Source organism: Xenophilus sp. Marseille-Q4582, from assembly GCF_916700565.1.
Classification (GTDB): Bacteria; Pseudomonadota; Gammaproteobacteria; order Burkholderiales; family Burkholderiaceae_C; genus Xenophilus.
Genome location: NZ_CAKAKO010000004.1, coordinates 139896 through 165014, shown reverse-complemented (window position 1 = coordinate 165014; position 25119 = coordinate 139896). Strand labels below are relative to the sequence as shown.

The 25119-nt window shown below is 69.8% G+C and carries 16 protein-coding genes; 7 read left to right on the top strand and 9 right to left on the bottom strand.

Features of this window, described 5'->3' with window-relative positions:
- Positions 1 to 48 precede the first annotated feature (48 nt).
- Positions 49 to 11325 (bottom strand): DUF5801 repeats-in-toxin domain-containing protein, encoded by an 11277-nt coding sequence (locus LG388_RS16130; RefSeq protein ID WP_225783760.1) that lies wholly within the window; start codon positions 11323 to 11325, stop codon positions 49 to 51.
- Between the two features lie 346 nt (positions 11326 to 11671).
- On the opposite strand from LG388_RS16130, the gene LG388_RS16125 reads away from it, so the two are divergent.
- From LG388_RS16125 to LG388_RS16110, 4 genes are all read left to right on the top strand, one after another.
- The gene (locus LG388_RS16125) at positions 11672 to 13051 is read left to right on the top strand and encodes a tetratricopeptide repeat protein (RefSeq protein WP_370630180.1); all 1380 of its coding nucleotides are present in this window, start codon (positions 11672 to 11674) and stop codon (positions 13049 to 13051) included.
- Between the two features lie 67 nt (positions 13052 to 13118).
- A complete protein-coding gene (locus LG388_RS16120) occupies positions 13119 to 14024 on the top strand; it encodes an alpha/beta fold hydrolase (RefSeq protein ID WP_225783758.1) in 906 nt (301 codons plus the stop codon).
- Positions 14025 to 14149: 125 nt separating this feature from the next.
- Positions 14150 to 14791 (top strand): GDSL-type esterase/lipase family protein, encoded by a 642-nt coding sequence (locus tag LG388_RS16115; RefSeq protein ID WP_225783757.1) that lies wholly within the window; start codon positions 14150 to 14152, stop codon positions 14789 to 14791.
- Positions 14775 to 15008 carry an oxidoreductase-like domain-containing protein gene (locus tag LG388_RS16110; protein ID WP_225783756.1) on the top strand — a complete coding sequence of 78 codons (234 nt, stop codon included), beginning with the start codon at positions 14775 to 14777 and terminating at the stop codon, positions 15006 to 15008. Before LG388_RS16115 ends, LG388_RS16110 begins: the two co-directional genes overlap by 17 nt.
- Before the next feature lie 28 nt (positions 15009 to 15036).
- On the opposite strand, the gene LG388_RS16105 is transcribed toward LG388_RS16110, so the two are convergent.
- Entirely contained in the window at positions 15037 to 15738 is a 702-nt protein-coding gene (locus tag LG388_RS16105) for a histidine phosphatase family protein (RefSeq protein ID WP_225783755.1), read from the bottom strand.
- 97 nt (positions 15739 to 15835) lie between these two features.
- On the opposite strand from LG388_RS16105, the gene LG388_RS16100 reads away from it, so the two are divergent.
- Positions 15836 to 16570, top strand: coding sequence for an alpha/beta fold hydrolase (locus LG388_RS16100; RefSeq protein WP_225783754.1), 735 nt, complete (start codon positions 15836 to 15838; stop codon positions 16568 to 16570).
- Between the two features lie 74 nt (positions 16571 to 16644).
- Here LG388_RS16100 and LG388_RS16095 read toward each other — a convergent pair whose 3' ends face one another.
- From LG388_RS16095 to LG388_RS16070, 4 genes are all read right to left on the bottom strand, one after another.
- Positions 16645 to 17103: an outer membrane protein assembly factor BamE gene (locus LG388_RS16095; protein WP_225783753.1), complete on the bottom strand. Its 459-nt coding sequence runs from the start codon at positions 17101 to 17103 to the stop codon at positions 16645 to 16647.
- Positions 17104 to 17125: 22 nt separating this feature from the next.
- Positions 17126 to 18382: a YadA-like family protein gene (locus tag LG388_RS26700; protein WP_255632179.1), complete on the bottom strand. Its 1257-nt coding sequence runs from the start codon at positions 18380 to 18382 to the stop codon at positions 17126 to 17128.
- A 310-nt stretch (positions 18383 to 18692) separates the two neighbouring features.
- Positions 18693 to 21071 carry a cytochrome P450/oxidoreductase gene (locus LG388_RS16075; RefSeq protein ID WP_225783752.1) on the bottom strand — a complete coding sequence of 793 codons (2379 nt, stop codon included), beginning with the start codon at positions 21069 to 21071 and terminating at the stop codon, positions 18693 to 18695.
- A 91-nt stretch (positions 21072 to 21162) separates the two neighbouring features.
- The gene (locus tag LG388_RS16070) at positions 21163 to 22131 is read right to left on the bottom strand and encodes a tripartite tricarboxylate transporter substrate binding protein (protein WP_225783751.1); all 969 of its coding nucleotides are present in this window, start codon (positions 22129 to 22131) and stop codon (positions 21163 to 21165) included.
- A 107-nt stretch (positions 22132 to 22238) separates the two neighbouring features.
- On the opposite strand from LG388_RS16070, the gene LG388_RS16065 reads away from it, so the two are divergent.
- Both LG388_RS16065 and LG388_RS16060 read left to right on the top strand, forming a co-directional pair.
- Positions 22239 to 23087, top strand: coding sequence for an IclR family transcriptional regulator (locus LG388_RS16065; RefSeq protein ID WP_225783750.1), 849 nt, complete (start codon positions 22239 to 22241; stop codon positions 23085 to 23087).
- 243 nt (positions 23088 to 23330) lie between these two features.
- Positions 23331 to 23645 carry an alpha/beta hydrolase gene (locus tag LG388_RS16060; RefSeq protein WP_225783749.1) on the top strand — a complete coding sequence of 105 codons (315 nt, stop codon included), beginning with the start codon at positions 23331 to 23333 and terminating at the stop codon, positions 23643 to 23645.
- Between the two features lie 129 nt (positions 23646 to 23774).
- On the opposite strand, the gene LG388_RS16055 is transcribed toward LG388_RS16060, so the two are convergent.
- The 3 genes from LG388_RS16055 to LG388_RS16045 all read right to left on the bottom strand — a co-directional run bounded on the left by LG388_RS16055 (position 23775) and on the right by LG388_RS16045 (position 24958).
- On the bottom strand, positions 23775 to 24272 hold the full coding sequence (locus LG388_RS16055; protein WP_225783748.1) for a GNAT family N-acetyltransferase: 498 nt from the start codon (positions 24270 to 24272) through the stop codon (positions 23775 to 23777).
- Between the two features lie 116 nt (positions 24273 to 24388).
- On the bottom strand, positions 24389 to 24613 hold the full coding sequence (locus LG388_RS16050) for a phosphoglycerate mutase family protein (protein ID WP_225783747.1): 225 nt from the start codon (positions 24611 to 24613) through the stop codon (positions 24389 to 24391).
- A 93-nt stretch (positions 24614 to 24706) separates the two neighbouring features.
- The gene (locus LG388_RS16045) at positions 24707 to 24958 is read right to left on the bottom strand and encodes a GlsB/YeaQ/YmgE family stress response membrane protein (RefSeq protein WP_225783746.1); all 252 of its coding nucleotides are present in this window, start codon (positions 24956 to 24958) and stop codon (positions 24707 to 24709) included.
- Positions 24959 to 25119: the final 161 nt, after the last annotated feature.

The window sequence follows — 25119 nt, the reverse complement described above, 5'->3', positions numbered from 1 at the left end:
CACCGGCGCCCCGGGCCACGGCGAACGCCGGGCGCGGGGTGCCGGGGCTCAGTAGTGCGAGCCCGTGGCGTGGAGCAGTTCGTCCTCCAGCGCGGTGGGCGCGGGCGGCGCATAGGCCGCGAAAGGATCGCCATGGACCGCGGGATCGACACCGCCCAGCGCGCTCGTGCTGCCCTGGGGCAGCAGGGACTTGAACAGCGGTGCCGAAGCGGTGCTGCCGAACAGGTCCGTCATCGACAGGCTGGACGCCGCGAACGACGGTGGGCCGTCATTCACCGCATCGGCCACGCGCACCGTCACAGTCTGGCCGCCCTGGGTGCTGACGTAGCTCGTGTAGCCGCCGGACGAGCTGCCCGCGCTCCAGGCGCTCCAGCCCACGTCCGAAGACGCCAGCTGGACGGAGTCCTCTTCGTTGCCTTGGATGGTCAAGGTGCGAGCCCCCCCGGTGCCGACGATGGACAGCACGTCCTCGGGGCGCAGTTCGGTGACGGCGTTGGCGCCGCCGATGGAGAGATCCAGCACTTCGATGTTGTCCAGGCCCAGGGCCAGCGTCCGGCCGTCGAGGTTTTCACCTTGGCGCAGCACGACGGTGTCCTGTCCAGCCTGGCCGTCGATCGTTTGGCCGGTCCACAGCAGAGTGTCGTTGCCAGCGCTCGCCTGCTGGTTCTGCAGATTCAGCGTGATGAACCCGAGCTCCGTGGGCGCCGAAGCTGCGCTGTTGGCGCTCTCGACCGTCCACGCTTGCACGCCGATCTGCAGGCCTGCCGTGGCACTGCTCTGGTCGGTCAGGGCGCCAAGGGCCTGCACGAAGCCCAACTGTCCGACATCGTCCTGGCTCAGGCCGGCCACGGTGTAGGTGCCGCCTTGCGCTGGGTCATAGGTGATTCGCTCGGCCTCGATCAACGCCGCGCCCACATAGAAGCTCGCATGCTCGCCCAGACCGGTCAGGCGCACGGTGGTGGTTTCCGTGCTGCCGTCCGGCACCGCGGCAGTGGCCTCGGTCGGATCCTCCATCGTCGCGTTCAGGCGCAGCGCGATGACCTGGCCTTCGGTGCCGAAGGAGTGGGTCGGGTTGATGCTCAGGCCGTCGGCCACCGGGTTCACCACCAGGGTGCCGAGCTGCACGGTGTCCACGCGCTTCTCGCTCAGCACGGTCTCGCCGGACTCGACCAGCAGGTTCATGCCCGTAACCGTGCCGCTCCAGTATGGCGGCGGCAGCACCTTGACCTCGTCGGCCGCCGTGACCGGACCGTTCGCGAGCACCCAGACGTTGGTCGTGCCATCGCCGCCGGCATTGGTCGCCAGCGCGCCATTGACATAGACCAGGAAGCCGACCGGCACGCCTTCCAGCATCGTGGCCGTGATCCGCTCGCCGCTGTCCACCAGCGCAGTGCTGATGCCGGGGATCAGGATGGCATCGCCCGCATCGCTGCTGTCCGCCTCGTTGCCCGTGGCCAGGTCGGACCCCGGACCCGGCAGGCCCGGATCCGCAACCCCGTTGTTGGCGACATGCACCTCGAGTTCGCCGGAGCCCGTGCCGTTGACCGGCGTGGGATCCACGGCATTCTCTTCCAACGTCCGGACCGACACGTCGAAGCTCACGCTGCCGGGGTGCGTGCCCGCAGGCGGCGTGTACGCCAGCGAGACCGCTTCACCGGCCGTCACCGGCACGGCGTACGCGCCGGCAAATGGGCCCGAAGTCACCAGCGTCGGCTGCGGTGCGAGCGGATCGGTGTTGACAAGCGTGCCGCCGGCGTTCCCGCCCGATGCGTTCACGGTCACGTACATGACGTCATCGACGATGGTGCCGAAGCTGCCGTCGGCCGGCGTATCCACGGTGATGGTCACCGGGATGCTGCTGCCTGTTGCCGGGTTCTCGTCCTGATCGGCGGTCACGACGGTCACGACGGCCGCATCGGTCACTGGATCCACGGGCACGACCATCACCGTCTTCGGAATGGTCTCCGATTCGGTGATGCCGCCCGCCGACGTGCTGAGCGTGGCGTTGAAGTTGAAGCCGCCCGGCGTGTTGTTCTGGTTCGTGTCGACCGGCGGCGTGATCGTGATGGCGTCCAGGAACTGCGCCAGCAGCGTGTTCGCATTCGCGCCCTGTCCGGGCGGCACGATCAGCGTGGCGGTCCACGTCGGCACACCGTCGACATTGGTCAAGGTCATGCCGTTGATCTCGGTGCCCGTCGGCACGTCGGTCAGGGACACGGTGAAGGTGTTGGTCCGCCCCAGGCTGTCGGCATGCACGCTGACCTCGGCATCGATCAGGTCCGCCAGGGTGTACGGGCCACCCACGCCGTCCTCGGCCACGTGGGCGCCGCTGTAGTCCCACTGCGCGATGGCCGGTGCGATGAAGCCCGGGCCTTCGGCGAAGTCGGTCGTGAGCTTCCAGGTGATCGCTTCTTCCTGGCGGTCCGCGTCATCGAGCGTGTAGATCGCCGTGTCGCCGCGATCCTTGACCTGCACCTTCATCGTGATCTCGTGCGCGTCGAGCCCGTGCGCATCGATGGACACGCCAAAGCGGACCGGAATCGTCGCGCCGTCGGCGTCAATCGCATCGCTCCTGACCAGCACCCAGGTATTGGCGCTGATCTGCTCGCCGTCGACCACGGTCACACCCACCGGCACGTTCTCGACGATCACGCGCACCACGTGCTCGCTGCCATCGGTGTCGAGCGAATCCACGTCCAGGTTGACCGTGACGACGGCCCCCGGTTGCAGGACTTCGGCAACATCGCCACTGACTTCGACCTCGCCGGCCCGTTCGTCGATGTCCAGGCCCAGGGTGATCTCGTCGGTCACCGCCGAAGCGGTGATCGCGTACTTGCCCTCCTTGACCACCACGTCCTGCGGACCGGTGGCCATGCTGCCGTAGTGGCCATCGATCACTTCGTACAGGAAGTTGAATTCGCCAAGTTTGCCATCCCGATGGGCGCCGCCCTGCACCTGCAGGCTGGACACGTCGGCCGCGCTCACCCGGATGTAGTCGACTCCATCGATGTTCTCGATCGGGCCGGTGAGCGGGTTGCCGCCCAGGTAGAGCGTGTAGCCCGGTGTGCTGGCCTGGTCGGCCTGGATCCAGATGTCGCCCAGGGTTTCGTCGGTGTCGCCGTTCTGGTAGTCGATGTCGAGCTGCAGCTCGCTGCGCACGTCTTCGACCAGCGTGCTGTTGCCGGTGTTGGCAATGCCGTCCACCGACGGGCTGACCTGGAAGCTCAGGTCCACGGCCGGCATGGTCTTGGAGTGGCCATCCCGCTCGGTGCTGATGCCCTGCACCTTGACCGTCTGCACGCCGCTGTAGTTCGGCGGCACGGCGATCTTCACATTCGGCAGCTGGGCCCCCGAGACCGACCAGACGCGGCCCTCGCCGGTGGCGCCGCCACTGATCAGCGTGGCCCCCTCCAGCAAAAAGCCGTCCGGCAGGCCGGTCACGCGATAGCTGAGGGTCTCGGATCCGTCGGCGTCGGCGGTGGTGGCCGAGGCGATCAGGTTGACGAGGTCGATGCGCCCGCCGGCATCCATCGCGGCTTCGCTGACGACCACGTTCGTGCCGGTGCCGGGTGCATGCGGAACGATGACCACGTCATCGGCCACGCCCACCACCTGCACCGTGATCGGGCGGCTGTAGATCGCGGATTCGGCGCTGCCGTCCACGGACTGGGCCTCGACCACGAGCGGGATCGTGCCGCTCCAGTTCGCCGGCGGCGTGATGCTGACCGGGCCGGCGTTGGCGCCGTTGAAATCGGGGATCGTCAGATCGCCAGGGCCTGTGTGCACCGCTGAGCCACCCGGGCCGTAGTGGACGGTGGCGCCGGCAGGAATCCCCTTGATGACCACCGTGAGGGTCTCGGAAGGATCCGAGCTGGTCGCCGAGATGGACAGCGGGATCGCCGTGTCTTCCAGCCCCTTGGCCTTGCCCGTGACGGACATGGTCACGTCGTCGGCCACCGGTTCGATGGTGATGCCGTCGAGCTTGGCCGAACCGGAGATCTTGACGTCCACCACGCCCGGGACCGGCGTCACCGGCCCCGTCGGCCGCACCGTCGTGCCGGCGCCATCGTCGTAATCCACCGTCGCGGTCTGCACCTGGATCTCGAAGGAGCCGGCCACGTTCAGCGGCGCCTTGAACTGCAGCGTGTCGAGGTACTGCGTCGGCACCCACAGGCCCGTGTCGGTGTAGGTCTGGGTCACCCAGGTTTCTCCGCCGTCGGTGGAGTAGCGGAACTCCGCACCGATCACTTCGTCGCCGGGCGCGGACGAACCGGGCACCAGCACGGGGGTCAGCACCGCAAAGGTGAATTCGTCGCCGTCCTCGTTGCTCCAGCCGGAGGCGAGGTGGAAGCCGCCCTCGGTCCCGAGCTCGAACCAGCTGTCCTCCAGGCCGGTCGTCGCATAGGTGTGGCCTGCGGTCATGGTGACGTCGCCGCTGCCATTGCCGTCACTGTCGATGCCGACCTGTTCGGCCACCGGCGTGACCGCGATGGTGATCGGCAGGTCGACGGATGCCGTATGGCCGTCCGGCCCCTGGGTGTCGGTGGTGGTGACCTGCACGGTCACCGTCGCGTCCAGGCTGCTGTGCGCGGGCGGCGTGATCAGGAAGCCGTCGAGCACGGTTTCGCGGTCGGCCTCGCTCAGCGTGGCGTCGAAGATGATGGTGTAGGTGCCCGACGTGCCGTCGCCGCTGACCGTCCAGCCGGTGGCGGGCACACCGGCGGTGGGGGCCTGAACCGCCCAGCCGGCCGGGACCTCGAAGGACACCGCGTCGATGACTTCGCTGCCGGTGCCAGCATCCGTCACGCGCACATGCTGCAGGAAGGCCACAGCCGTGTCTTCCTGCGTGCTGACGTCGCCTGCGGCCACGTCGCCCGCACGCGGGGTCACGTGCAGGCCAAGGGTGACCGTGTTGTTACCGACGTCCTGCTCGGCCACTCCGTTCGCGGGGTTGGCCGGGCTTCCGGGCGAACCCTGGAAGCCGTCGTCATCCTTGTCCTGCGCGTTCAACGTGACCTTGATGCCGTCGATCCTTCCGCTGAAGTCGCCCGGGGCCCCGATCCGGATGTCCGGGAAACCCGTGGTGCTGGTCGAGAGGCCCGGCGCGGCGATCGGGGTGGTCAGCGTGGCGCCTGCGGCCAGGACCGCCCCATTGACCGTGATGGCGCTCCCGCTGGTGTTCTCGATCGTGATCGAGCGCACTTCGCTGCCGTCGAGGTCGGCGAACGAGGCCACCAGCAGATCCTTCAGGTTGAAAGTGGAATCCTCGCGCAGGGTGACGGTCGCGTTCTTGTCGTCGGCATAGCTGGCGGCGTAGGTCTCGCCCGGCACCGAGGCATTGCCGCTGGAAATGCCCGTCGCGAACGCGAGCTCCACGTCGTCGGTCACGGCCTGCACCGCGACGGTCAGCACCTGCTGGCTGGACTCACCCGCCACATCGGCCAGTTTCTGGCCGGCCTGGTCCACCTCATGGCTGGTGACATCGACCTGCACCGTGAAGTTCTCGTGGCGGTGCGCGGCGGGTTCCGCCCGGATCGCCTCGTACTCCGCCTGCGTGAGGTAGTACACCCCCTCGCCTTCATTCTTGGCCGGGACCAAGATCTCGTCGCCCGTGACGTGGATGTCGCTCGGCACCTCACTGCCGCTGGCCGCGGTCAGCACGATCGTGATCTTTCCGCCGACCGGAGTGAGTTCCTTGTCCACGCCGCCCACCGACGTCCACAGCTTGGCGCCCGCCGCCGCACCGGCGCCCGCCAGCGTCAGGGTGATGGCGCCCAGGCGCTCCGGATAGTCGCCGGCCTGCGTCAGGGTCTGGTCGGTCGCATCGCTCACCACGGGCTGCCGCAGCCCCAGAGCGACGGGCGTGTCTTCCTGAGTTGGCACGGTTGCGGTGTCAACGTCGGTCGCCGTGCCGCCGTGCGGCAGCGTCGGTGCGTCCGCCACGGGCTTCACGTTCACCGTGACGGTGACGGTGTTGACGTCTCCCGCGTTGGTCGTGCGATAGGTGAAGCTGTCCGGGCCGCCCGCATTGCTGTAGTTCGGGTGGGGCACGTAGGTGATGCTGCCGTTGGCGTTCACGGTGACCGTGCCGTTGGCAGCCGCATAGCTGATGCCACCCTGGCCGTCCGGCGTGCCCGGCAGTGCATTGCCCGTCCCGTCGATCAAGACAGTGTTGGCAGGGTTGGCATCCGCACTGGTGTTGAAGGTGTTGGCGGCCGTGGCCGCCGTGCTGTCTTCCACCACATCCAGCGTGTCCGTGGCGCCGCCCCCTGCGGGCTTGTCGTCGTGTACGGTGACGTTGAAGTGGCTGTCAGCCGTGTCACCGTCAGCATCCGTCACCTGGAACGAGAAAGGCAGGTCGATCAGCGCCTGCATGCCGTGGTCCAGGGGACCCTGGAGCACGAAGGTGTACTGGCCCTGTCCGCCCGCACCACCGGTGGGGCTCAGCGTGATGGTGAAGATCGGCGCACCGCCGGCTCCGCGCGTGGCGGTCAGGGTGCTGTCGTTGTTGGACAGAACGTAGACCAGTTCCGTGCCATTGGAGGCCAGGCCCATTTCTCCAAGCGCCGCCACGGTGGCCGCGGTGAACTTCGCCGTCACCTGGCTGCCGTCGTCCCCCCCGAAATCGGCCGCCAGCGTCCCGGTTTTCGTCAGCGCGCCAGGATTGGGCGCGCTGCCGTTGCTGAAGTTGGCTTCGTAAACCGCCGCATCGGCGGGCGTCGCGATACGGGGGCCTGTGTCCGTGAAGACGAACTTGTCGCCGATATCGATGCGGCTGGAACTGCTGGCGGTGTCGCCATCCCGATCGGTCACCGTCACGGTGGCCGTGAGGGTCACCAGGTCGGCGAGCAGCGACACCGTCTCGGTGTGGCTGGCGCTCGGATGATCGATCGGCTGGTGCTGCGTCAGGGTGACGGTCCCTGTGGCGTTCACTGCAATGGCAAACACCGTGTTCGCGGTGTTGACAGTAGCCGCAGAAGCCGCCGTGGAGCCGACCACCTGGCCATTGACCATGTAGAGGGTGATCTCGCTCCCGAGGCTGCTCAGCCCCGAATCCAGGGCCGCCCCGCTGCCGCCGCGCAGGCCCAATGCATAGGTCCAGACCAAGGGGTTGGCGGCGGCAGCGCCGTCGGCGCCGTGGCTGGAGGTCTGCGTGAACGCGCCCGCGAACGCTGCGCTGGCGGTGCTGGTTCCCGTGACCGTGTCGGCATCGAAGACGGTCAGCGCCGTGGGCAGCGTCCCCGTCGGGCTGGTGCTGACGCGCGGGCCGTCGTCCAGGAACGAAAAGCGGTTGCCGATGTTGACGACGCTGGACACCACGTCACCATCGCTGTCGGTCGCGGTGGCGATGATGCGGATGGCGTTGCCTGCGATGCTGACCGGCTCGTCGTGCGATGCGCCACCGCTCGGGTGGCGTACCGCGCGTTGCTGGTCCAGCGTCACGGCGCCGGTGTCCGGGGCGATCGCGATGGTGAATACCGTGTGTCCGCCCGCCGTGCCGGTGATCAGCGTGCCTTCGGCGCTGATGCCGAGCGCCACGGCCTCGCCGGTGGCCGTGTCCACGAGGCCGCTGGCCACCCCGGCATTCAGGCCCAGTGCGTAGGCGACGCTGCCGCCATCAGCGCCGAGGGTGACGTCGAAGAGTTCAGCGAAGCTGCCGGAGGCATTGATGTCCAGATCGGACTCGTCGACCACCAGCAGGGGATTGCCCGTACCGCCCGCGATGACCGGAATATCGTCGACGATGCGCACCGACAGGGTGCCACTGGCCGTATTGCCCGGCACATCCTCCAGTTGAATGCCGAAGTCCTCGAACAGGGCGTTGCGGCTGCCGCCGTCGGCGTGCGCTTCGCGGTCCTTCAGGGTGTAGGTGTAGCTGACCTTGCCGTCGGCGTAGCCGGTGATCGTCAGGGTGTTGCCGAGCGCACTGGTGAATGAAGGCAGGGTACTGCTGACGACGCCGTCGGTCACGATGTCGTAACTGGCGGCTCCCTGGGTGATCGACAGCGTCTTCACGCCATAGACGGCGTTGACGTCGAACTCGCCGGTTCCAATCACACCTGCCGTACCAGCCCCCGTGCCATCGGGCAGCTTGCTCTCGTTGACGACGGCATCGCCGCCCGTACCACTGGCTTCATCCTTGGCCGTCAGGCCCGTGATGCTGACGTCGGCATTGATGGTCTCGATGGTCAGCGTGGCGGTGTCCTGGTCTCCGTCGGCATCGGTCAGCGTGTAGGTGAACTCGTCGCTCGCGTTGCCGGCGATGCCACCGGCCGTGCGCTCGTAGGTGTAGCTGCCATCGGCATGGAGGGTCAGCTTCCCGTAGGTGCCCTGGATGTCGATGCTGCCCGTCGCGGGTACGGTCACGGGCGCGTTCGTGCCGAAGGAGACCTGGGTCACCCGGGCCGTATCGGCGCCCTCCGAGTCGGTGCCTGCCTGACCGGTGATGACGTTGCCCGTCACGGAGCTGCCGATGGTCTGGCCGACCGTGGCCGTGTCGTCGGCCGCGACCGGCGCGTCGTCGATGACGGTGACGACGAACGTGCCGTCCGCACGGTCGCCATCGCTGTCGGTGACGGTGAAGCCAAAGTCCAGCGGCAGGCTTGCGCCCGTCGCCTGGCCGCCCAAGTGGTCCAGCGAGCCCACCAGCGTGAAGGTGTAGCCGGCGCCGCCTGTTGCAGGCGCCGTGATCTGCACCGTGAACACGACCGGGTCGGTTTCGGCATCGCCCTTTCGCGCGGTGAGTGTGTGGCCGTCGCTGCTGAGGAAGTAGTGCACCGCGATGCCTCCCGACGTCAGGCCGGAGGGACCCGCCTGGCTGGCGTCGAAGACGGTGTCGAAGACGTCGCGCCCAGGCGTCACGCTCAGACTGCCCGAAACCTGCAGTTCGCCGGGTGCCGGATCGCTGCCCCCGGGTAGATGGGTTTCGCTCACCGAGGCGCCCTCAGGCGTGCCGATCTGCGGCACGGTGTCGGTCACCGTGATCTTCTGCGTGGCTGCCGATGTGGAAATGTCGCCGTCCGCATCGATGACGCGGTAGCTGAAGTCATCAGACAGCTCGGTGCCGCCGGCATGCGTCTTGACATGCTCGGCAGCCGCCACCGGCGTGTAGGTCCACGAGCCGTCCTGCTTGACGGTCAGCGTGCCGTATAGGGTCTCCACACTGAGGCCGCCATCCGGAACTTCCACGTTGGAATGCGCCACCCCGTCGCGGTCGACATAGCTGATGTCGTGGACCTCTGCGCCATCGGCGCCGGACTTGCCACTGGCCAGCAGGTTCTGGCCGCCGTTGTCCGAGCCCACCGCCGTGGTGGCACCTTCGACCACGCTCACTGCCGTGGGATCGGCCGCCACCGGCACGTCGTCCACGATGACGATGTTCAAGGTGTCGATGCGCGCGTCGCCGCTGGTGTCGGTCACCCGGATGTCCAGCGACTCGGTGAACGGGTTGTTGCCGTTCGCGTCGGCATGCGTCACCGCGCGGGTCAGGGTGTACGTGAAGTCCAGCCGGCCGGTCGAGGGATCGTAGCCGGTGATGGTCAGGACGCCATTGGGCGTGCTGACGGTCACCGGGGTTGTCGCGCTCTCTTCCAGCGCTTCACGGCCGATGTCCTGGGCGCCGATGCGCACTGTGGCCAGCGTATCCAGCAGGCCCAAAGTAAGAGAGCCTGTGCTCACTTCCGTGTCCGCGTCCGGGTCGGAACCGGCCGCCAGGCCGGACTCGTACACCGTCAGATGGCCCGGATCGTCACCATTGCCGTCCGTCACCGTCAGGACGGGGACGTTGCGGGTCATACTGACGGGCGTGCCATTGATGACGGTTTCGACCATCACCTGATCGGCCCCGTTGGGCAGGTCGCCGGGCTTCCACGTGTAGAGCCAGCCACCCGTGTCAGGATCGACCGTGACACGGCCAATTTCTTCGCCGTCCACCTTGATGACCAGTTCCGCGCCGGGTTTGCCCGTACCCGACAAGGCTTGGATGGGAGCGCTGCTGCCATCCGCGCCATTGCGGGCGACGATGGGATCGATCGTGAGCGCAGCGACGGTGATGTCGAGTTGCGCGGTATCCGTCCCCCCCTCGCCATCGGACACGGTGTAGGTCACGGGCGGGACCGCACCCTCATACCCGGCTGCCGGCGTGAAGGTGTAGTTGCCCTGGCTGTCGATGACGATGGTGCCGATCCCGGGCACGGTGGCGGTGTCTCCGGCATTGAACTCGCCCACACCAGGCACGCTGAACGTCGTGACCGTGAGCGGATCGCCGTCCGGGTCAACGTCATTGGCCAGGACGTTGCCGCTCACCGGGTTGTTGACCAGGGTGGCGGTCTGCTCGTCGTTGGCCGAAGGCGGGGGATTGCCCACAGTCCAGGTGAAAGTCTGGGAAACGGTACCGCCCCTGCCGTCGCTGGCCGTGATGGTGACCGTGTATCGGCCGTCGCCCTCCGGCCCCCCCTGGCTGGCGGAGCGATCCAGCGTCCCGGTGATGAGGCCGGTCTGCGGATGAATCGACAAACCGGGCGGTAGGCCGGCGGCGGTGAAGCTCAGCCGGTCCCCATCTGGATCGCCGAAGAAACGGCTCACATCGACATCAATGCCGCTTTGGGCATCCGTACCCGTCTGGTCGCTGATCTCCTGCGCCACGGGCGGCTTGTTCGGTGGAGGAGGCGCCGGCGGTTCGGGCGCCGGCGGCGGCGGCGCCGGCGGTTCCGGCGCGGGCGGAGGAGGCGCCGGCGGTTCGGGCGCGGGCGGCGGCGGGGCCGGTGGTTCCGGTGCGGGCGGCGGCGGTGCCGGCGGTTCCGGCGCGGGCGGAGGAGGCGCCGGCGGCTCGGGTGCCGGCGGCTGCGGAGCCGGTGGCTGGGGTGCGGGCGGCTGCGGCGCAGGCGGCAGGATCGGGGGCAGCACGGCGCCACCGCCGCCACCACCACCGCCGCCTGCGGCGGCTCCCACGGCCAACAGGCCCAGGCCGGCGATCAACCATCCGGGGACACTGTCGGCCCAGAGCACCGGCACGCCATCGTCCCATTCGATCTCGGTGAAATGGAATTCGCTCCACGGCGCGGTGTACTGGCCCCACCACCACACCCCCGCCTCGTCCTGCAGCACGAGGTCGTTGCGCCCATCGTCGTCATAGGCCGCGAAGAAGCCCCGCACGGTGGTCGTGCTGCCATCCTTGAGCACCAGCACGAGGTCGGTCCCCTGGCGCTCGAAGCGCGCCACCTTCTCAGGGGCGATCTTCAGGTGAATGATGGAGGGCCGGTCCGCGACGAAGGTCTCGGCATTGACGTCCTTGGCGGCACCGCCAGCTTTGTGCACAACTTCCATGATTTCCTCTAGCCAAACAGTTGGACCGCGCGTGGCAAGACTGCGTGCCGAAGCACGCAGCTGCAGGGGCGGGGATCGGCAGAAAGACGCCGGCCGGCTGGGGACCCGGTTCGCCGGCGCATCCAAACGATGCAGCGCCTCGAGGCCCCGACGGCGAATTAGCCATTACCGCCTCGTTCGCTGGCCCGAACGGAGGCGGTTTCAGCGGGCTTCGAAGGAACGTCTTTCCGAACTAAGAAAATGGTAATCCATTAACCATAGGACACACTTATTAACTTTTCGCGCCAAGCGTGGAATCTTCGACGTTCGCACGAAATTGGTGCAATTCACAACAAAGTCACAACCGATGGCCGCCTCCTTGACGACCCCCGCCCTGCCGCCCACCGACGCGCTGGGCAACCCGCTCAGCGTGACGGACCGCGACAGCCTGCGCCTCATCGACGACCTCGTTCTGGGCTTCATCCGCTGCGAGGCACGGGCGGCCAATCTGGCGCTGGCGGCCCATGAGGACGAGCATCCCTACGTCCAGGCCTGCCACGCGGCGCTGCAGATGTTTGCCGAGTCACGCGACGCGGCCTCGAACGCGCAGCCCTTCATTGCCCGTGCCCAGGCCCGGGCAGCGCAGGCCAACGCCCGCGAACGGCGCTTCATCGCCGCCGTCGCGGCCTGGGTGGCCGGCGACCTGCGCGGCGCCATCCGGCTGCACGAGGAACAGGCGCAGGAATTTCCGCGCGACCTGCTGTCGCTCAAGCTGGGCCAATACCACTGCTTCAACCTGGGCGACTGCGCCGGCATGCTGCGCCTGGCGCTGGCTGCGCAGCCGCAGGCGGCCGACGTGCCGCAATGGCACGGCATGCTGGCCTTCGGCTATGAGCAATGCCATCTGATGCGCCGGGCCGAGGCCGCCGCGCGGCAGGCCGTCGCCATGGCGCGCAGGGAGCCCTGGGCCCACCACGCGCTCGCGCACGTGATGCTGACCGAAGGCCGGCTGCGCGAGGGGCTGGCCTTCATGCAGGACGTGAGCGAGACCTGGACGGGCCTCAACTCCTTCATGCTCACCCACAACTGGTGGCATCTGGCGCTCTTCCTCATCGATCTGGACCGTGGCGACAAAGCGCTGGCCGTCTACGACCAGCACTGCTGGGGCGTGGTCAAGGCGTATTCGCAGGACCAGATCGGCGCCGTGTCGCTGCTGGCGCGGCTGGAGCTGGCGGGCGTGGACGTGGGCGCGCGCTGGCAGGACGTGGGCGCGCACCTGGCGCCGCGCACGCAGGACCATGTACTGCCCTTCCTGGACCTGCAGTACCTCTATGGCCTGGCGCGCGCCGGCCGCCCGGAGGCGGACACGCTGCTGGCCCACATCGAGGCCCATGCGCCGCACGCGCCGCAGGCCACGCGCGCGGCCTGGCAGCGCGTGTGCGTGCCGGCCGCGCACGGGTTGCTGGCCCATGCGCGCGGCCGGCATGCCGCCGCGGCGGACGCGCTGGGCACCGCCTTGCCGCGCCTGATCGAGATCGGCGGCAGCCATGCGCAGCGCGACCTGTTCGGCCAGATCTGGCTGGACGCGCTGGTGCGCAGCGGCCGCCGGGCCTCGCTGGCGACCGCGCAGGATCTGCTGCAGCAGCAGCGCAACGGCCAGCCCGAATCGCGGCGGCTCGCGCGCCAGCTGCGCACCGTCTACCGCGGCCTGGGCCTGCCCGAGGCGCTGGCCCATCCCGTCGCCTGAACCGGCCGGGCGCGCCGCCCAACACAGGTGACCGTCGCCCGGCAGGCTGCGCGCGATACTGCCGCGCATGCCTTCCGACGCCCCGATTTCGCCCCGCCGCCGCGCCATCGCCCTGCACAGCGCCGCCGGCGACGGCATCCTGGCCGCCCTGGCCTTCGGCCCCGAAGAACGGCCCGTGGACCTGGTCTTCGCGCACGCGAACGGCTTCAACGCCATGACCTACCGCCAGCTGCTGGCGCCGCTGGGCACCGCCGGCTGGCACGTGCTGGCCATCGACCAGCGCGGCCATGGCCTGTCGCAGCTGGCCGCCGACCCCGATCCGGCCTCCCACAGTTGGCTGCGCTACCGCGACGACCTGCTGGGCCTGTTCGAGGCGCTCGGCGGCCCGCCGCGCGTGCTGGCCGGGCATTCGATGGGCGGCACCGCCAGCGTGCTGGCCGCGGCCTCGCTGCAGGCGCGCGGGGCCGCGGTGCCGGCGCTGGTGCTGCTGGACCCGGTGCTGGTGCCCGTGGGACCGGAAGAAAGCGGCGACGTGGACCTCGTGTCGCCCGCGCATTCGCCCCTGGTGCGCGGCGCCCTGCGCCGCAACGACCGCTTCGACAGCCCCGAGGCCGCGCTGGCCAGCTACCTCGGGCGCGGCGCCTTCAAGACCTGGCCGCCCACCCTGATCGAAGACTACCTGCGCGACGGCCTGCAGCCCGCCGAGGACGGCGGCTGGCGGCTGCGCTGCGCGCCCGCGTGGGAAGCCGCCAATTTCATGCGGCCCCACCGCAGCAGCCTGGCCGGCGCGCTGCCCACGCTGGCCGCCCCGCTGCGCGTGCTGCGCGCCGAGATCGAGAGCACCTGCACCTGGCAGCAATGGCCCCCGCAGGCCCGCGTGCAGACCGTGCCGGGCAGCACGCATTTCCTGCCCATGGAGTTCGCGGACACGGCGCGCGCCGCGCTGCAGGAAGCGCTGGCCGGGGAGCGCTGACCGGCGCGGCGGGCGGGCGCACCGACCGGACTTCGCGCCGCGCAAAGCCCGCGCAGGCGCGCGGCATCCCGCGGCGCGCCGGCCCGGGCTCCTAAACTGCCGGGCCTTGCCCTCCGCCCGCCCTCATGCACCGCCGCCGCCTGCTCCACCGCACCCTTGGCCTGACCTGCGCGCTCGCGCTGCTGGCTGCCTGCGGGAAGAAGAAGGCCGGCAGCGCGCGCCTGCCCGCGGGCGCGGCCGTGCTGGCCCTGGGCGACAGCCTCACGGCCGGCTACGGCGGCGCGCCGGGCCAGGGCTGGCCCGAGCAGCTGGCCGCGCTCACGGGCTGGCAGGTGGTCAACGAAGGCGTGAACGGCGACACCTCGGCCGGCGCGCTGGAGCGGCTGGGGCCACTGCTGCAGGCGCAGACCTTCGACGCCATCCTGATCGGCATCGGCGGCAACGACATGCTGCGCGGCCTGGACGCCCCCCAGACCGCGCGCAACCTGCGCGCGCTGGCCGACGCGGCGCGCGCGCATTGCAGCCACGTGGCGCTGCTGGCCACGCCCGCGCCCGACGCGCTGCGCGCCGCCGCCGGGCGGCTCGGCGACGCGCCCTTCTACGAGACTGTGGCAAAAGACGCGCAGGTGCTGCTGCTGCCGGGCATCTATGCCAAGGTGCTGTCCGACCGCGCGCTGCGCGCCGACCCCATCCACGCCAATGCCGCGGGCTACCGGCGCGTGGCCGAAGAACTGGCCGAGGCTTTGCAGGATGCCGGCTGGCGCTGACGCCGACCCGCAGCCGGCCGGCCCGGCCCTGCGGGAGGCCCGGGCGCGCTTCGCGCATTGGCAGGCCCGGGCCCAGCAGGCCGGGCAGCCGCTGCGCGCACCGCCGCCCGAGCCCACGACCTGCTGCGGCCGCGGCTGCAACGGCTGCGTGTGGGAAGGCTTCTACGCCGCCGCGCAGTACTGGTGCGAAGAGGCCCAGCTGCGGCTGGGGGATTGAAGGCCGGCGCGGGCCGGGGCAGCGCGCTTCAGGACTTGGTGGCCGGCCGGTCCAGGTGGCGCCGCTGGTCGTAGGTGGGCTGGGGTCCCAGGCCTTGCAGATGGGCCGTGTCGGCCCACTGGAGGATCTCGAGCGCCTCAGGCCGTGCCGGGTCGGCCATGCGCACGCGGTTGATGCCGGCGTTGGGAATGTCGCTCTGGCGCGGGCCGTCCAGCCCCAGGCCGCGCACGGTGCGCCACACCATGTCGAGCACCCCGCCGTGCGTGACCACCAGCACCGTCTGGCCGCGATGCTGGCGCGCGATGGCCGCCAGCGCCGCCATGACGCGCGCATGGAACTCGCGCGTGCTTTCGCCGCCGGGCATGCCACGGTCGGCCTTGAACTGCAGCCAGTCCTCCCAGGCGCGCGGATGCCGGGCCTGGATCTCCTCGGCGCGCATGCCTTCGGCCACGCCGAAGTTCTGCTCGCGCAGCGTCACGGTGGTCTGCACCGGCAGGCCCAGCTGCTGCGCGGACGGGGCCGTGGTCTGCTGCGTGCGCAGCAAGTCGCTGCAGACGATGTGCTGCACCGACTCGCCCTTCATGCGCAGCCCCAGGCGGCGCGCCTGTTCATGGCCCATGTCGTTCAGGGGCACGTCGATGTGCCCCTGGAAGCGCAGTTCGCGGTTCCAGTCGGTTTCGCCGTGGCGGATGAGGATGAGGTCGGTGGAGGAAGGGGTGGATGTGGTCATGGGCGTGCCGCCGATTGTGCACATGGGCGTGACCGGGCCCTGTCACCCGCCGCCGCGCGCCAGCCTCCCGCCGCGGCCGCGCGTGCAGAATGCGCGCATGCCCCGACTCGTCCTCCTTCCCGGCCTTGCCTGCGATGCCCGCCTCTGGGAAGCGCAATGGCCCGCCCTCCCCGCCGCCCTGCAGCCTGTGGTCAGCGATGCCCAGACGCGTCATGCGACGCTTGAAGACATGGCCGCCGCCGTGCTGCGCGAACACGACGGGCCGCTGGTGCTGTGCGGCGCCTCCATGGGCGGCATGCTGGCCATGGAATGCACGCGCCAGGCGCCCGATCGCATTGCCGGGCTGGCCCTGCTGGGCACCACGGCCGCGCCGGAATCGCCCGAAACGCACCAGCTGCGCAGCCAGGCCATCGAGGTCTTCGAGCGCGGCCCCGGCCCCTTGCGCGAGCTGATCGAACTGAACGTGATGTTCGCCTTCCACCCCGCGCAGGCGGCCGACCGCGAACTCACGCGCCGCTACGTGGACCGGGTCGTCGAAGCCGGCGCCGAGCAGCTGATCCGCCAGAACCGCGCCGTGATGCAGCGCCCCGACGCGCGCCAGCACCTGGGCCGCTACAAGGGCCCGGCCCTGCTGATCTGCGGCGACGGCGACAAGCTCACGCCGCCCGACGCCATGCGCGAGATCGCCGCGCTGCTGCCGCAGGCCGAGCTGCATTGGCTGCGCGACTGCGGCCACATGCTGACGATGGAAAAGCCGCAGGAAGTGAACACGCTGCTGGGCGACTGGCTGCGGCGGCACTTCGCCGTACCGCCTGCATCGCCCTCGCCCTGAGCGCCTCGCCGTCGCCCTGAGCGCCTCGCCGTCGCCATGGCCGCGCCCCGAAGGTGCGGCTGGAACGATGGGGCTCAGAGCGCGCCTGGGCAGGCCGGGTCCTTCCAGTACAGGCCCTCGGTCAACGCATCGGCGTTGAAGCGGACCATGTACTGGCAGGTCCGGAACTCCGGCCCGGCGCCCGTGCGGAAGTGGAAGAGGTAGTTCCATTCGCGCACGCCCCACAGGCCTTCGCTGAAGTGCGGAAAGCCCAGGGCCTCGCGCACCTGGTCCTTGCCCATGCCGGTGCGCATGGCCCGCAGCCCTTGCAGCGGCGCGAAAGCGCCCTGTTTCCACTTCGCGGAATCTGGCGACGGAAAGTCCTGCGCCGACGGAGCGGCCGGCGCATTCGCGCCCGCGCGCGCCTGGGCGTCGGCATCGATGCGCGGCCCGGGGGCCGCGCAGCCGCCCAGCGCCAGCAGTGCGGCCAAGGTGACGGTGACGGCGCGCAGGCGGGTGCCTGCACGCGAAGGAGCTCGCTGTTGAATCTTCATGGTCAGGTCCTTCGGCGGCCGGTCACTCGAACACCCATTCCGCGCCCAGCGCGGCCGCCGTGCCGCCGCGGCTCACACCCACCCCGCCCGTGAGGCTCCAGGCGTTGTTTTCAGCGGTGCGGCGGAAGGTCAGACTCAAGGCACTCTCACCCCGAAACACCCCCGCGCCGATGCGCATCACGGTCTTGCCCGGCACGTAGCTGGCCGGCATGTGCATGGCCACGGCCGCCGCCACGCCGGCATAGGCATTGCGCTCCACCTTGTCGATGCGACTGTCCATGCGGGTCAGCTGGTAGTTCAGCACGCCGAGGCCCTGGTTGAGCTGGTTCACGTTCACGGCATCCGTGCCGCGGGTGCCGGCCGCCACGTTGGTGATCTGCCGTTCCGCGCCCGGCGCACCCATCGACACCACGTTCGCACGGCCCTCGTCCGTGGAATTTGCGCCCAACGCCACCGAGTTGTTGCCGATCGCGATGGCTCCGCTGCCAATGGCGGTGGCGTTCACGCCAATCGCGGTGGGCGCCTTGTAGTCCAGGACGTTGCCCGTCACCCATTTGTTGGCCGACTGGTTCAGCTGGTTCACATTCACCGCATCGTTGCCATTCACACCGTCCGCCAGATTGGAGATCGTGGTCGGCCCATTGCCGGAGGCGTTGAGGTCGAGCTTGTTCTTGTCGAAGCTGCCATCGGGATTCTGGTGGTACTGCACCACGCCTGCCACGTCGGCGTCCTTGCCAGCGGGGCCGGTGTCGCCCTTGTCGCCTTTATCTCCCTTGTCGCCCTTGGCTCCGGTGGCGCCCGTTGCACCCGTGTCGCCCTTGTCGCCCTTGTCGCCCTTGTCGCCTTTCGCGCCGGTGGCACCTGGGGTCCCTGCAGTACCCGGCGCACCTGTGGCGCCGGTAGCGCCCGGAGCACCCGGTGCACCCGGTGCACCCGGTGCGCCCGGAGCACCCGGTTCGCCTGGCGCTCCCGGAGCGCCGTCGGTACCGGGTGTGCCTGGCGCTCCCGGAGCGCCATCGGCACCGGGGCTGCCAGGATAACCCGGTTCGCCTGGCAGCCCCTGCTCACCTCTCGGCCCGGGCGGCCCGGACGGCCCGGGCGGCCCGGGGGGCCCCGCCTGCGCCATTGCGCCACCGCTCGCCATCACCAGCGCGACAGTCGCTGCCGCAAACATGCCCTTGCGGGCCCACTCGGCTCTGCCCGGCAATGGCGGAAGGTCGGCACGGGGACGCGGCGCAGCGCCCATTTCGGCACCCGTCGCGGCAGGAATTCGGTTCATGAAGCCTTCTCCTCAAGCGGGCACTGCCCGGCAAAGAACACTGCTGACGACCGAATTGTTGGAGAGATGGCCACGGGGCCGTTGGATTTCCCACGGCTCTTTCCGCGTTTCCAGAGACAAATGTCACGTTTTCGCAACGACTTGGCTGATACGAATCCGGGCGTGGGAAAAGGCGCAGGGATTGCGGCATGCGGTCCGCTCCGTTCTGGTGCAGCTCATGTCGATGCGGTCAGAAGTTGCGCCGGCATCACCGCACAGAGAACGCAGCGGCCATACCCAGCTCGCCGGGCCGCGTAAAGGCCGCGCGCGGCTAAAGGGCCAGCACCAGCTTTCCGCCCCCGCAGGCGCGCGAGCAGCAGCTCATCATGCGCTGGCCGGCTTCGCGCTCGCTGCGCGTGAGCACCAGGTCGCGGTGGTCGATGGGGCCCTGCAGCACGCGCACCTCGCAGGAACCGCACAGGCCCTCCTCGCAGTCGCTCTGCACGTCGATGTTGGCGGCGCGCAGCGCGGCCAGCAGGGTCTGGTCGGCGCGCACGGGCAAGGTCAGGCCCGAATCCTTGAGCTCGACCTCGAAGGCCTGTTCCTTCGACGGGTCCAGCGTGCCCAGGGTGGACTCGAAGTGCTCCACGCGCAGCGTGTCCTCGGGCCAGTGGGCGCAGGCGCTTTCCAGCGCTTCGAGCATGCGCAGCGGGCCGCAGGCATAGACCTGCGTGCCGGCCTCGGGCGTGGCGAGCAGCGCATCGAGCCGAAGGCGCGAGCCTTCGCCGCTCACGTGCAGGTGCAGCGCATCGCCGTGCAGCGCCTGCAGTTCGGCGATGAAGGCCATGCCTTCGCGCCGGCGCCCGCAGTAGTGCAGTTCGTAGGGCCTGCCCAGTTCGCGCGCGCGGCGCGCCATGGCCATCACGGGCGTGATGCCGATGCCACCGGCCACGAAGATGAAGCGCTGCGCACCTTCGTCCAGCCGGAAGTGGTTGCGCGGGCCGCGGATGCGCAGCCGGTCGCCTGCTTTCACCTGCGTGTGCACCCAGGCCGAGCCGCCGCGGCTCCCGGGGTCGCGCAGCACGGCGATCTCGAAGGCGCCGGTGTCGGCCGGGTCGCCGCACAGCGAATACTGGCGCGACAGGCCGGTGTCCCCACACTCGACGTCGATGTGCGAACCCGGCGCCCAGCGCGGCAGGCTGCCGCCATCGGCGGCGGCCAGGCGCAGGTGCAGCACGCCCTCGGCCGCGGCGCGTGCCTGCTGCACCACCACGGGCCGCGTGATCGCATGCGCCGAGGGCTCGCCGATGCGCACGGGCGAGCGCTCGCCAGTGCGCACGGCCGGGTCGCGGCGCTCGGGGTTGTGCGCCGGGTCCCATTCCACCCACAGGTGCTCGGGGCCGCGGAACGATGTGTTGGGCACGTAGCTGAAGGTCTGCGCGGCCAGTTTCATGTGCGGCAGGCGGCGCGTGAACTCTTCCAGGAAGACCTGCATTTCCATGCGCGCCAGGTTCTTGCCCATGCACTGGTGCGAGCCGTAGCCGAAGGTCAGGTGGTCGCTCGCGTTGTCGCGGCGGATGTCCAGCAGGTCGGCATCGGCGAAATGGCCTTCGTCGTGGTTGGCCGACGAGGTGACGATCAGCAGCTTGCTGCCGGCGGGGATGCGCACGCCGCCCACTTCGCAATCGGCCGTGGCCAGCCGGCGCCAGGCGGCCACCGAGCCGTTGTGGCGCAGGCACTCTTCCACCGCATTGGGAATGAGCGAGGGGTCTTCGCAGATCTCGCGCCACACGTGCGGATGCTGCAGCAGCAGCTTCACCGCGTTGGCCGTGGCATTGGCCGTGGTCTCGTGCGCGGCCACGATGCCGGCCATCATCATCGAGTGCAGGTACGAGTCGGTGACGACCTCCGGCATCTCCTTTTGCTTGCGGATGCCGTACTGCATCCAGCCGTCGGCGTCGGGGTTCTCGCGCATCTTGGCCAGCACCTTGCCGGCCAGCTGCCAGAAGTTGCCCACGGCATGCGCCACAGCCACCTGCTCCTCGGGCTTGGGCCGGCCCCAGGTGTTGACGGTGTGCGCGATCGAGTATTCGCGCAGCTTGTCCATGTCTTCCTCGGGCACGCCCAGGAAGTGCAGCGCCACCGTGAGCGGCACTTCCCACAGCATCTGGTCCACCAGGTCAGCGCGGCCGTCGTCGATGAAGCGGTCCACGTACTCGCGCGCCAGCCGGCGCACCAGCGGCTCGTGGTGCGCCAGGTGCTCGGGCGTGAAGGGGTCCATCAGCGCGCGGCGGCGCGGCATGTGGGCCGGTTCGTCCTCGTTGACCAGCGTGCGGTTGAGCGCGAAGCCGTACTGCGCCAGCACCGCGTTGGCCTCGGGCCCGGTGGGCGTGATCTTCTCGAGCGCGATGGACGGGCTGAAGGTGATGTTGTCGCGGAAGACGGCTTTGATGTCCTCGTAGCGCGTGACCACCCAGTAGCCCAGTTGCGGGCTGTAGAACACGGGCTCCTGCTCGCGCGCCCAGCGCACGTACTCGGGCGGGTCCTGCTGGTAGCCGTCGCTGAAGGGGTCGAAGTCGGCGGCGCGCGCGCTCACGGGGCAGCCGTTGGGCGCCTTGTGCGCCGACAGCGCGGCGTGGTCGATGGGGCAGCCACCCCGGGCGGCGGTGACAGGTGCAGGGGCGACGGTTTCAGGGGCAGCGGTGTTCATCGGGGGCTCCGGCGCAGGACATCACGAACGGCAGAAAACAAAAGCAAAAAGCCCCGGATGCGCAGGCCGCGCACCCGGGGCCGGGAACCGATCAGTCCAGCGTGATGTGCAGGTCCTTGATCAGCTTGTGCCAGCGCGTGGTTTCGCTCTGGATCAGCGCGGCGAACTCGGCCTGCGTGCTGCCCACGGGCTCCACGCCGAAGTCGATCAGCTTCTGCTTGACGGCCGGTTCGTGGATGGCGGCCACCACGCGCTTGTTCAGCGCATCGACGGTGGCCTGGGGCGTGGCGGCGGGCACCACCATGCCGACCAGCGCGGCGGCTTCCACGTTCTTGTAGCCCAGCTCGGCGAAGGTGGGCACGTCGGGCAGCTGCGGCAGGCGCTTGGCATTGGCCACGGCCAGCGGGCGCACCTTGCCGCCCTTGATGAAGCCGGCGCCCGCGGCCAGGTCGACCATCATGGCCGGGATCTGGTTGCCGGCCACGTCGGCCAGCGCAGGCGCGGCGCCGCGGTACGGGGCGTGCGTCATCTTCAGGCCGGCTTCGACCTTCAGCAGTTCCATCGCCAGGTGGTGCGGGCTGCCGGCACCGGCCGAGCCGTAGTTCACGCCGTCGGGGCTGGCCTTGATCTGGGCGATGAACTCCTTGGCGTCCTTGGCCGTCACGGCCGGGCCCACCACCAGGATCATCGGGAAGCGGCCCATCAGCGTGACGGGCGCCAGGTCCTTGGTGGGGCTGTAGCTCAGCGACTTGTACAGCGCGCTGTTGAAGATCATGGTGCCGTTGTCGGCCGACAGCACGGTGTAGCCGTCGGCCGGCGAGCGCGCCACGTCGGCCGCGCCGATGGCCGTGTTGCCGCCGGGCTTGTTGTCGACCAGCACCGGCTGGCCGGCCTGCGTGGACAGGGTCTGGCCGATGGTGCGGGCCAGGAAGTCCGACCCGCCGCCGGCCGGATAGGGCACCACCCAGCGGATGGGCTTGGACGGATAGGCCTGCGCCTGGGCCAGCGCGGGCGCCAGCAGCGGCAGGGCCAGCAGGCAGCCGGCGATGAGCTTCTTCATGAAATCGTCTCCTGGGATAGGACCGTGGGGAATCACGTATTGCGTAATTTTGATTCGATATGCGTAAATTCCGCCCTCGGAGTTTCCCCAGGATCCACCCCCTTCCCATGCCGCGCGCTTCCGCCCACCTCCCTTCTGAATCCAGCGCCGACACCGGGCGCCCGCGGGCGCGCCGCCAGCGCGTGCAGTCGGCCGAAACCGGCATGGCCGTGCTCAAGGGCCTGGCCCGGCTGGGCGGGCGGGCCAGCCTCACGGCCCTGGCCGCGCACATCGGCGAAAGCCCGGCCAAGGTGCACCGCTACCTGGCCAGCCTGCAGGAGGAAGGGCTGGTGGCGCAGGACAGCGGCTCGCAGCAGTACCACCTGGGCGCCGAAGCCATCCGCATCGGCCTGGCCGCCATGCGGCAGGCCGATCCGATCCGCGTGGCCGAGCCGGCGCTGGTGCGCCTGCGCGAACAGCTGGAGGTGACGAGCTTCATCGCCGTGCTGGGCAACAAGGGGCCCACGGTGCTGCGCATCGAGGAGCCGGGCCTGCCCGTGACGGTGAACGTGCGGCCGGGCTCCGTGCTGCCTTTGCTGTGGTCGGCCACCGGCCGCGCCTTCCTGGGCTTTCTGGACGAGCGGGCCGTGCGCGCCCTGGCCGAGGAGGAACTGGCCGCGGCCCCCGAAACGCTGCGCCAGCAACTGGATGCGCAGTCGCCCATCGAGCGCTTGCGCGAATCCGTGCGCGCGGCCGGCTGCGCCAGCGTGGTCGGCACCAACCTGCGCGGCATCAGCGCCGTGTCGGCCCCCATCCACGACCATTCGGGACGCGTGTGCGCCGTGCTCACGGCCCTCGGCGCGACGGGCGGCTTCGACGCCACCCCCGCAGGCCCCATCGCACGCGCCGTGCAGCACGAAGCCCGCGCGCTCAGCCGTCTGCTGGGCCATGCGCACGCACAAGACAGCGCCGAATGAGGCCGCGGGCCTGCGGCCGCCCCGCGTGCGGATGCCACGGCGCCGGCCCATCGGCCGGGTTCATTGTTTCCGGAACTGAAACGCCCCGTTTGAAAACCTGCGGGTTTCTACCCAACGCCCCGGCCCACAATTCATCTCACGGGCCAGCGATACCTTGAACGCCGACCCGAAGCGAAGTGCCAGGCAATTCCGCCGGCCCCGCTCTCAGTTCAAACCGCTATCAAGAAGCCAGGAGTCAGAACCATGAAGACCTCGAAGATTTTTGCCGTTGCCGCCCTCTCCTTCGCCGCCGTTGCCGGTGTGGCCCAGGCCGAGGAATACCAGGGCGTGCAAGCCCCCGTCTCGGCCCTGAGCCGCGCCGACGTGCAGCAGCAGGCCGTGACGGCCGCCCATGCCGCCAACCAGAACGTGCCCTCGTCGGCCATCCCGATGGCCGCCCTGCGCAACGGCCGCGACCGCGCCGCCGTGCAGGCCGAAGCCATCGCCGCGGCCCATGACGGCACGCAGAACCTGGAGCGAGGCGCCTTCGCCAACAGCCAGCTGCCCACGCAGCTGTGATCCGCGTGCAGACGGGCCGGCACGGCCCGCGCTGCAGTCGCCCCGCGAACCCGGCCGCTCCATGGGCGGCCGGGTTTTTTTGCGTTCACGCATCCGCGTCCCGGGTTCTCGGTGAGGAACCTGGCCCGTTCAGAGCGCCATCACCATCTCGTGCCACGCCATGCCGCCGTGCTTCGAGGCCGACGGCTGCACATAGCGGTAGCCCAGCCGCGCATACAGCGCCACATGCCGCTCCTTGCACATGAGGTGGATGTCGCGTTTTCCTGCCTGCCGCATCTGCGCGACGAAGGTGCGCATCATCCGCGAGGCATGGCCGCGACCCTGGTGACGCGGGTCGATGGCGACCGACATGATGACCACATGGGGCGCGGCAGGGTCATGCCCGATCAGTTCCTTGAAGGCCTCGTCGGCCATGGCGACTGCGTGCGCACATCCGCTGTTGATGAAGCCGATCACCTCGCCCTGCAGCTCCATGACCAGGAAGCCCTGCGGGTATTGCAGGATGCGCGTGCGGATCTTCGCCAGCGTGGCGGCCTCGTCGCCTTCGTAGGCGGCGCTTTCGATCTCGAAGCAGCGGCCTGCGTCGGCAGGGCGGGCCTGGCGGAAGGTGGGCCACGAACAGGTCACGGGCGCGATGAACGATGAGCGAGGGAAGGAGGCGCGATCTTAGGGTGCCGCGCGCACGCTTGCGCAGGCGGGTGATCACCGCATCGCCGGCCCAGCGCGCCCGGCGGGCGATGAGTTCAGCGGTTTCCCTGGCGCGCACGCACGCAGGGCGAGCACAGGACGACTTCCGGCCCCTGTCCGATGGGCATCTGCGCGAACCCGTCGCCCAGGGCCAGCGATTGCTGGCGCCCGAGCTCCGACAGCGGCACGTCGATGTCGCGCATGGCGATGTCGATGACGGCCAGGCCGCCGGCGTCGGCCGCCTCGCGCGCGACCTTGCCTGCGCTCTGGCCGTGCCGCACGATCCAGAGCCGGGCGGGCGAGGAATGCTCAGGCTTCGGGGGGCGGCCGTGTCGGCCTGGCCGACGCGCCGTGCCAGCTCGAGGTGCAGCGTCTCAACGCGAACGCCCTGCAATGGCACCGTAGATCAGCAGCACGACGATGGCCCCCAGGGTGGACGCGATGAAGCCGGCTGCCGCGCCGTCGGCGTACCAGCCCATGGCGCGGCCGACCCAGGTGGCCAGCAGCGCGCCGACGATGCCCAGCACCGTGGTGAGGATGAAGCCCATGGCCTGCTTGCCGGGCAGCAGGGCCCGCGCGATGAGGCCGACGAGGAAGCCGATGATGATGGCGCCGATGATGCTCATGGTGTTTGTGCGGGGTGGAATGCAGAAGCGCCCATGATGGGTGCCGCCCGGGCGCGGGCGTGTAGGACGGGGAAATTCCCGGGGTTCAGTGCCGGCCGCATGCGCGACGGCATCTGCTCGCTGGGCGGGGCCGTGTTGCGCCTGGCCATGGCGGCGCCGAG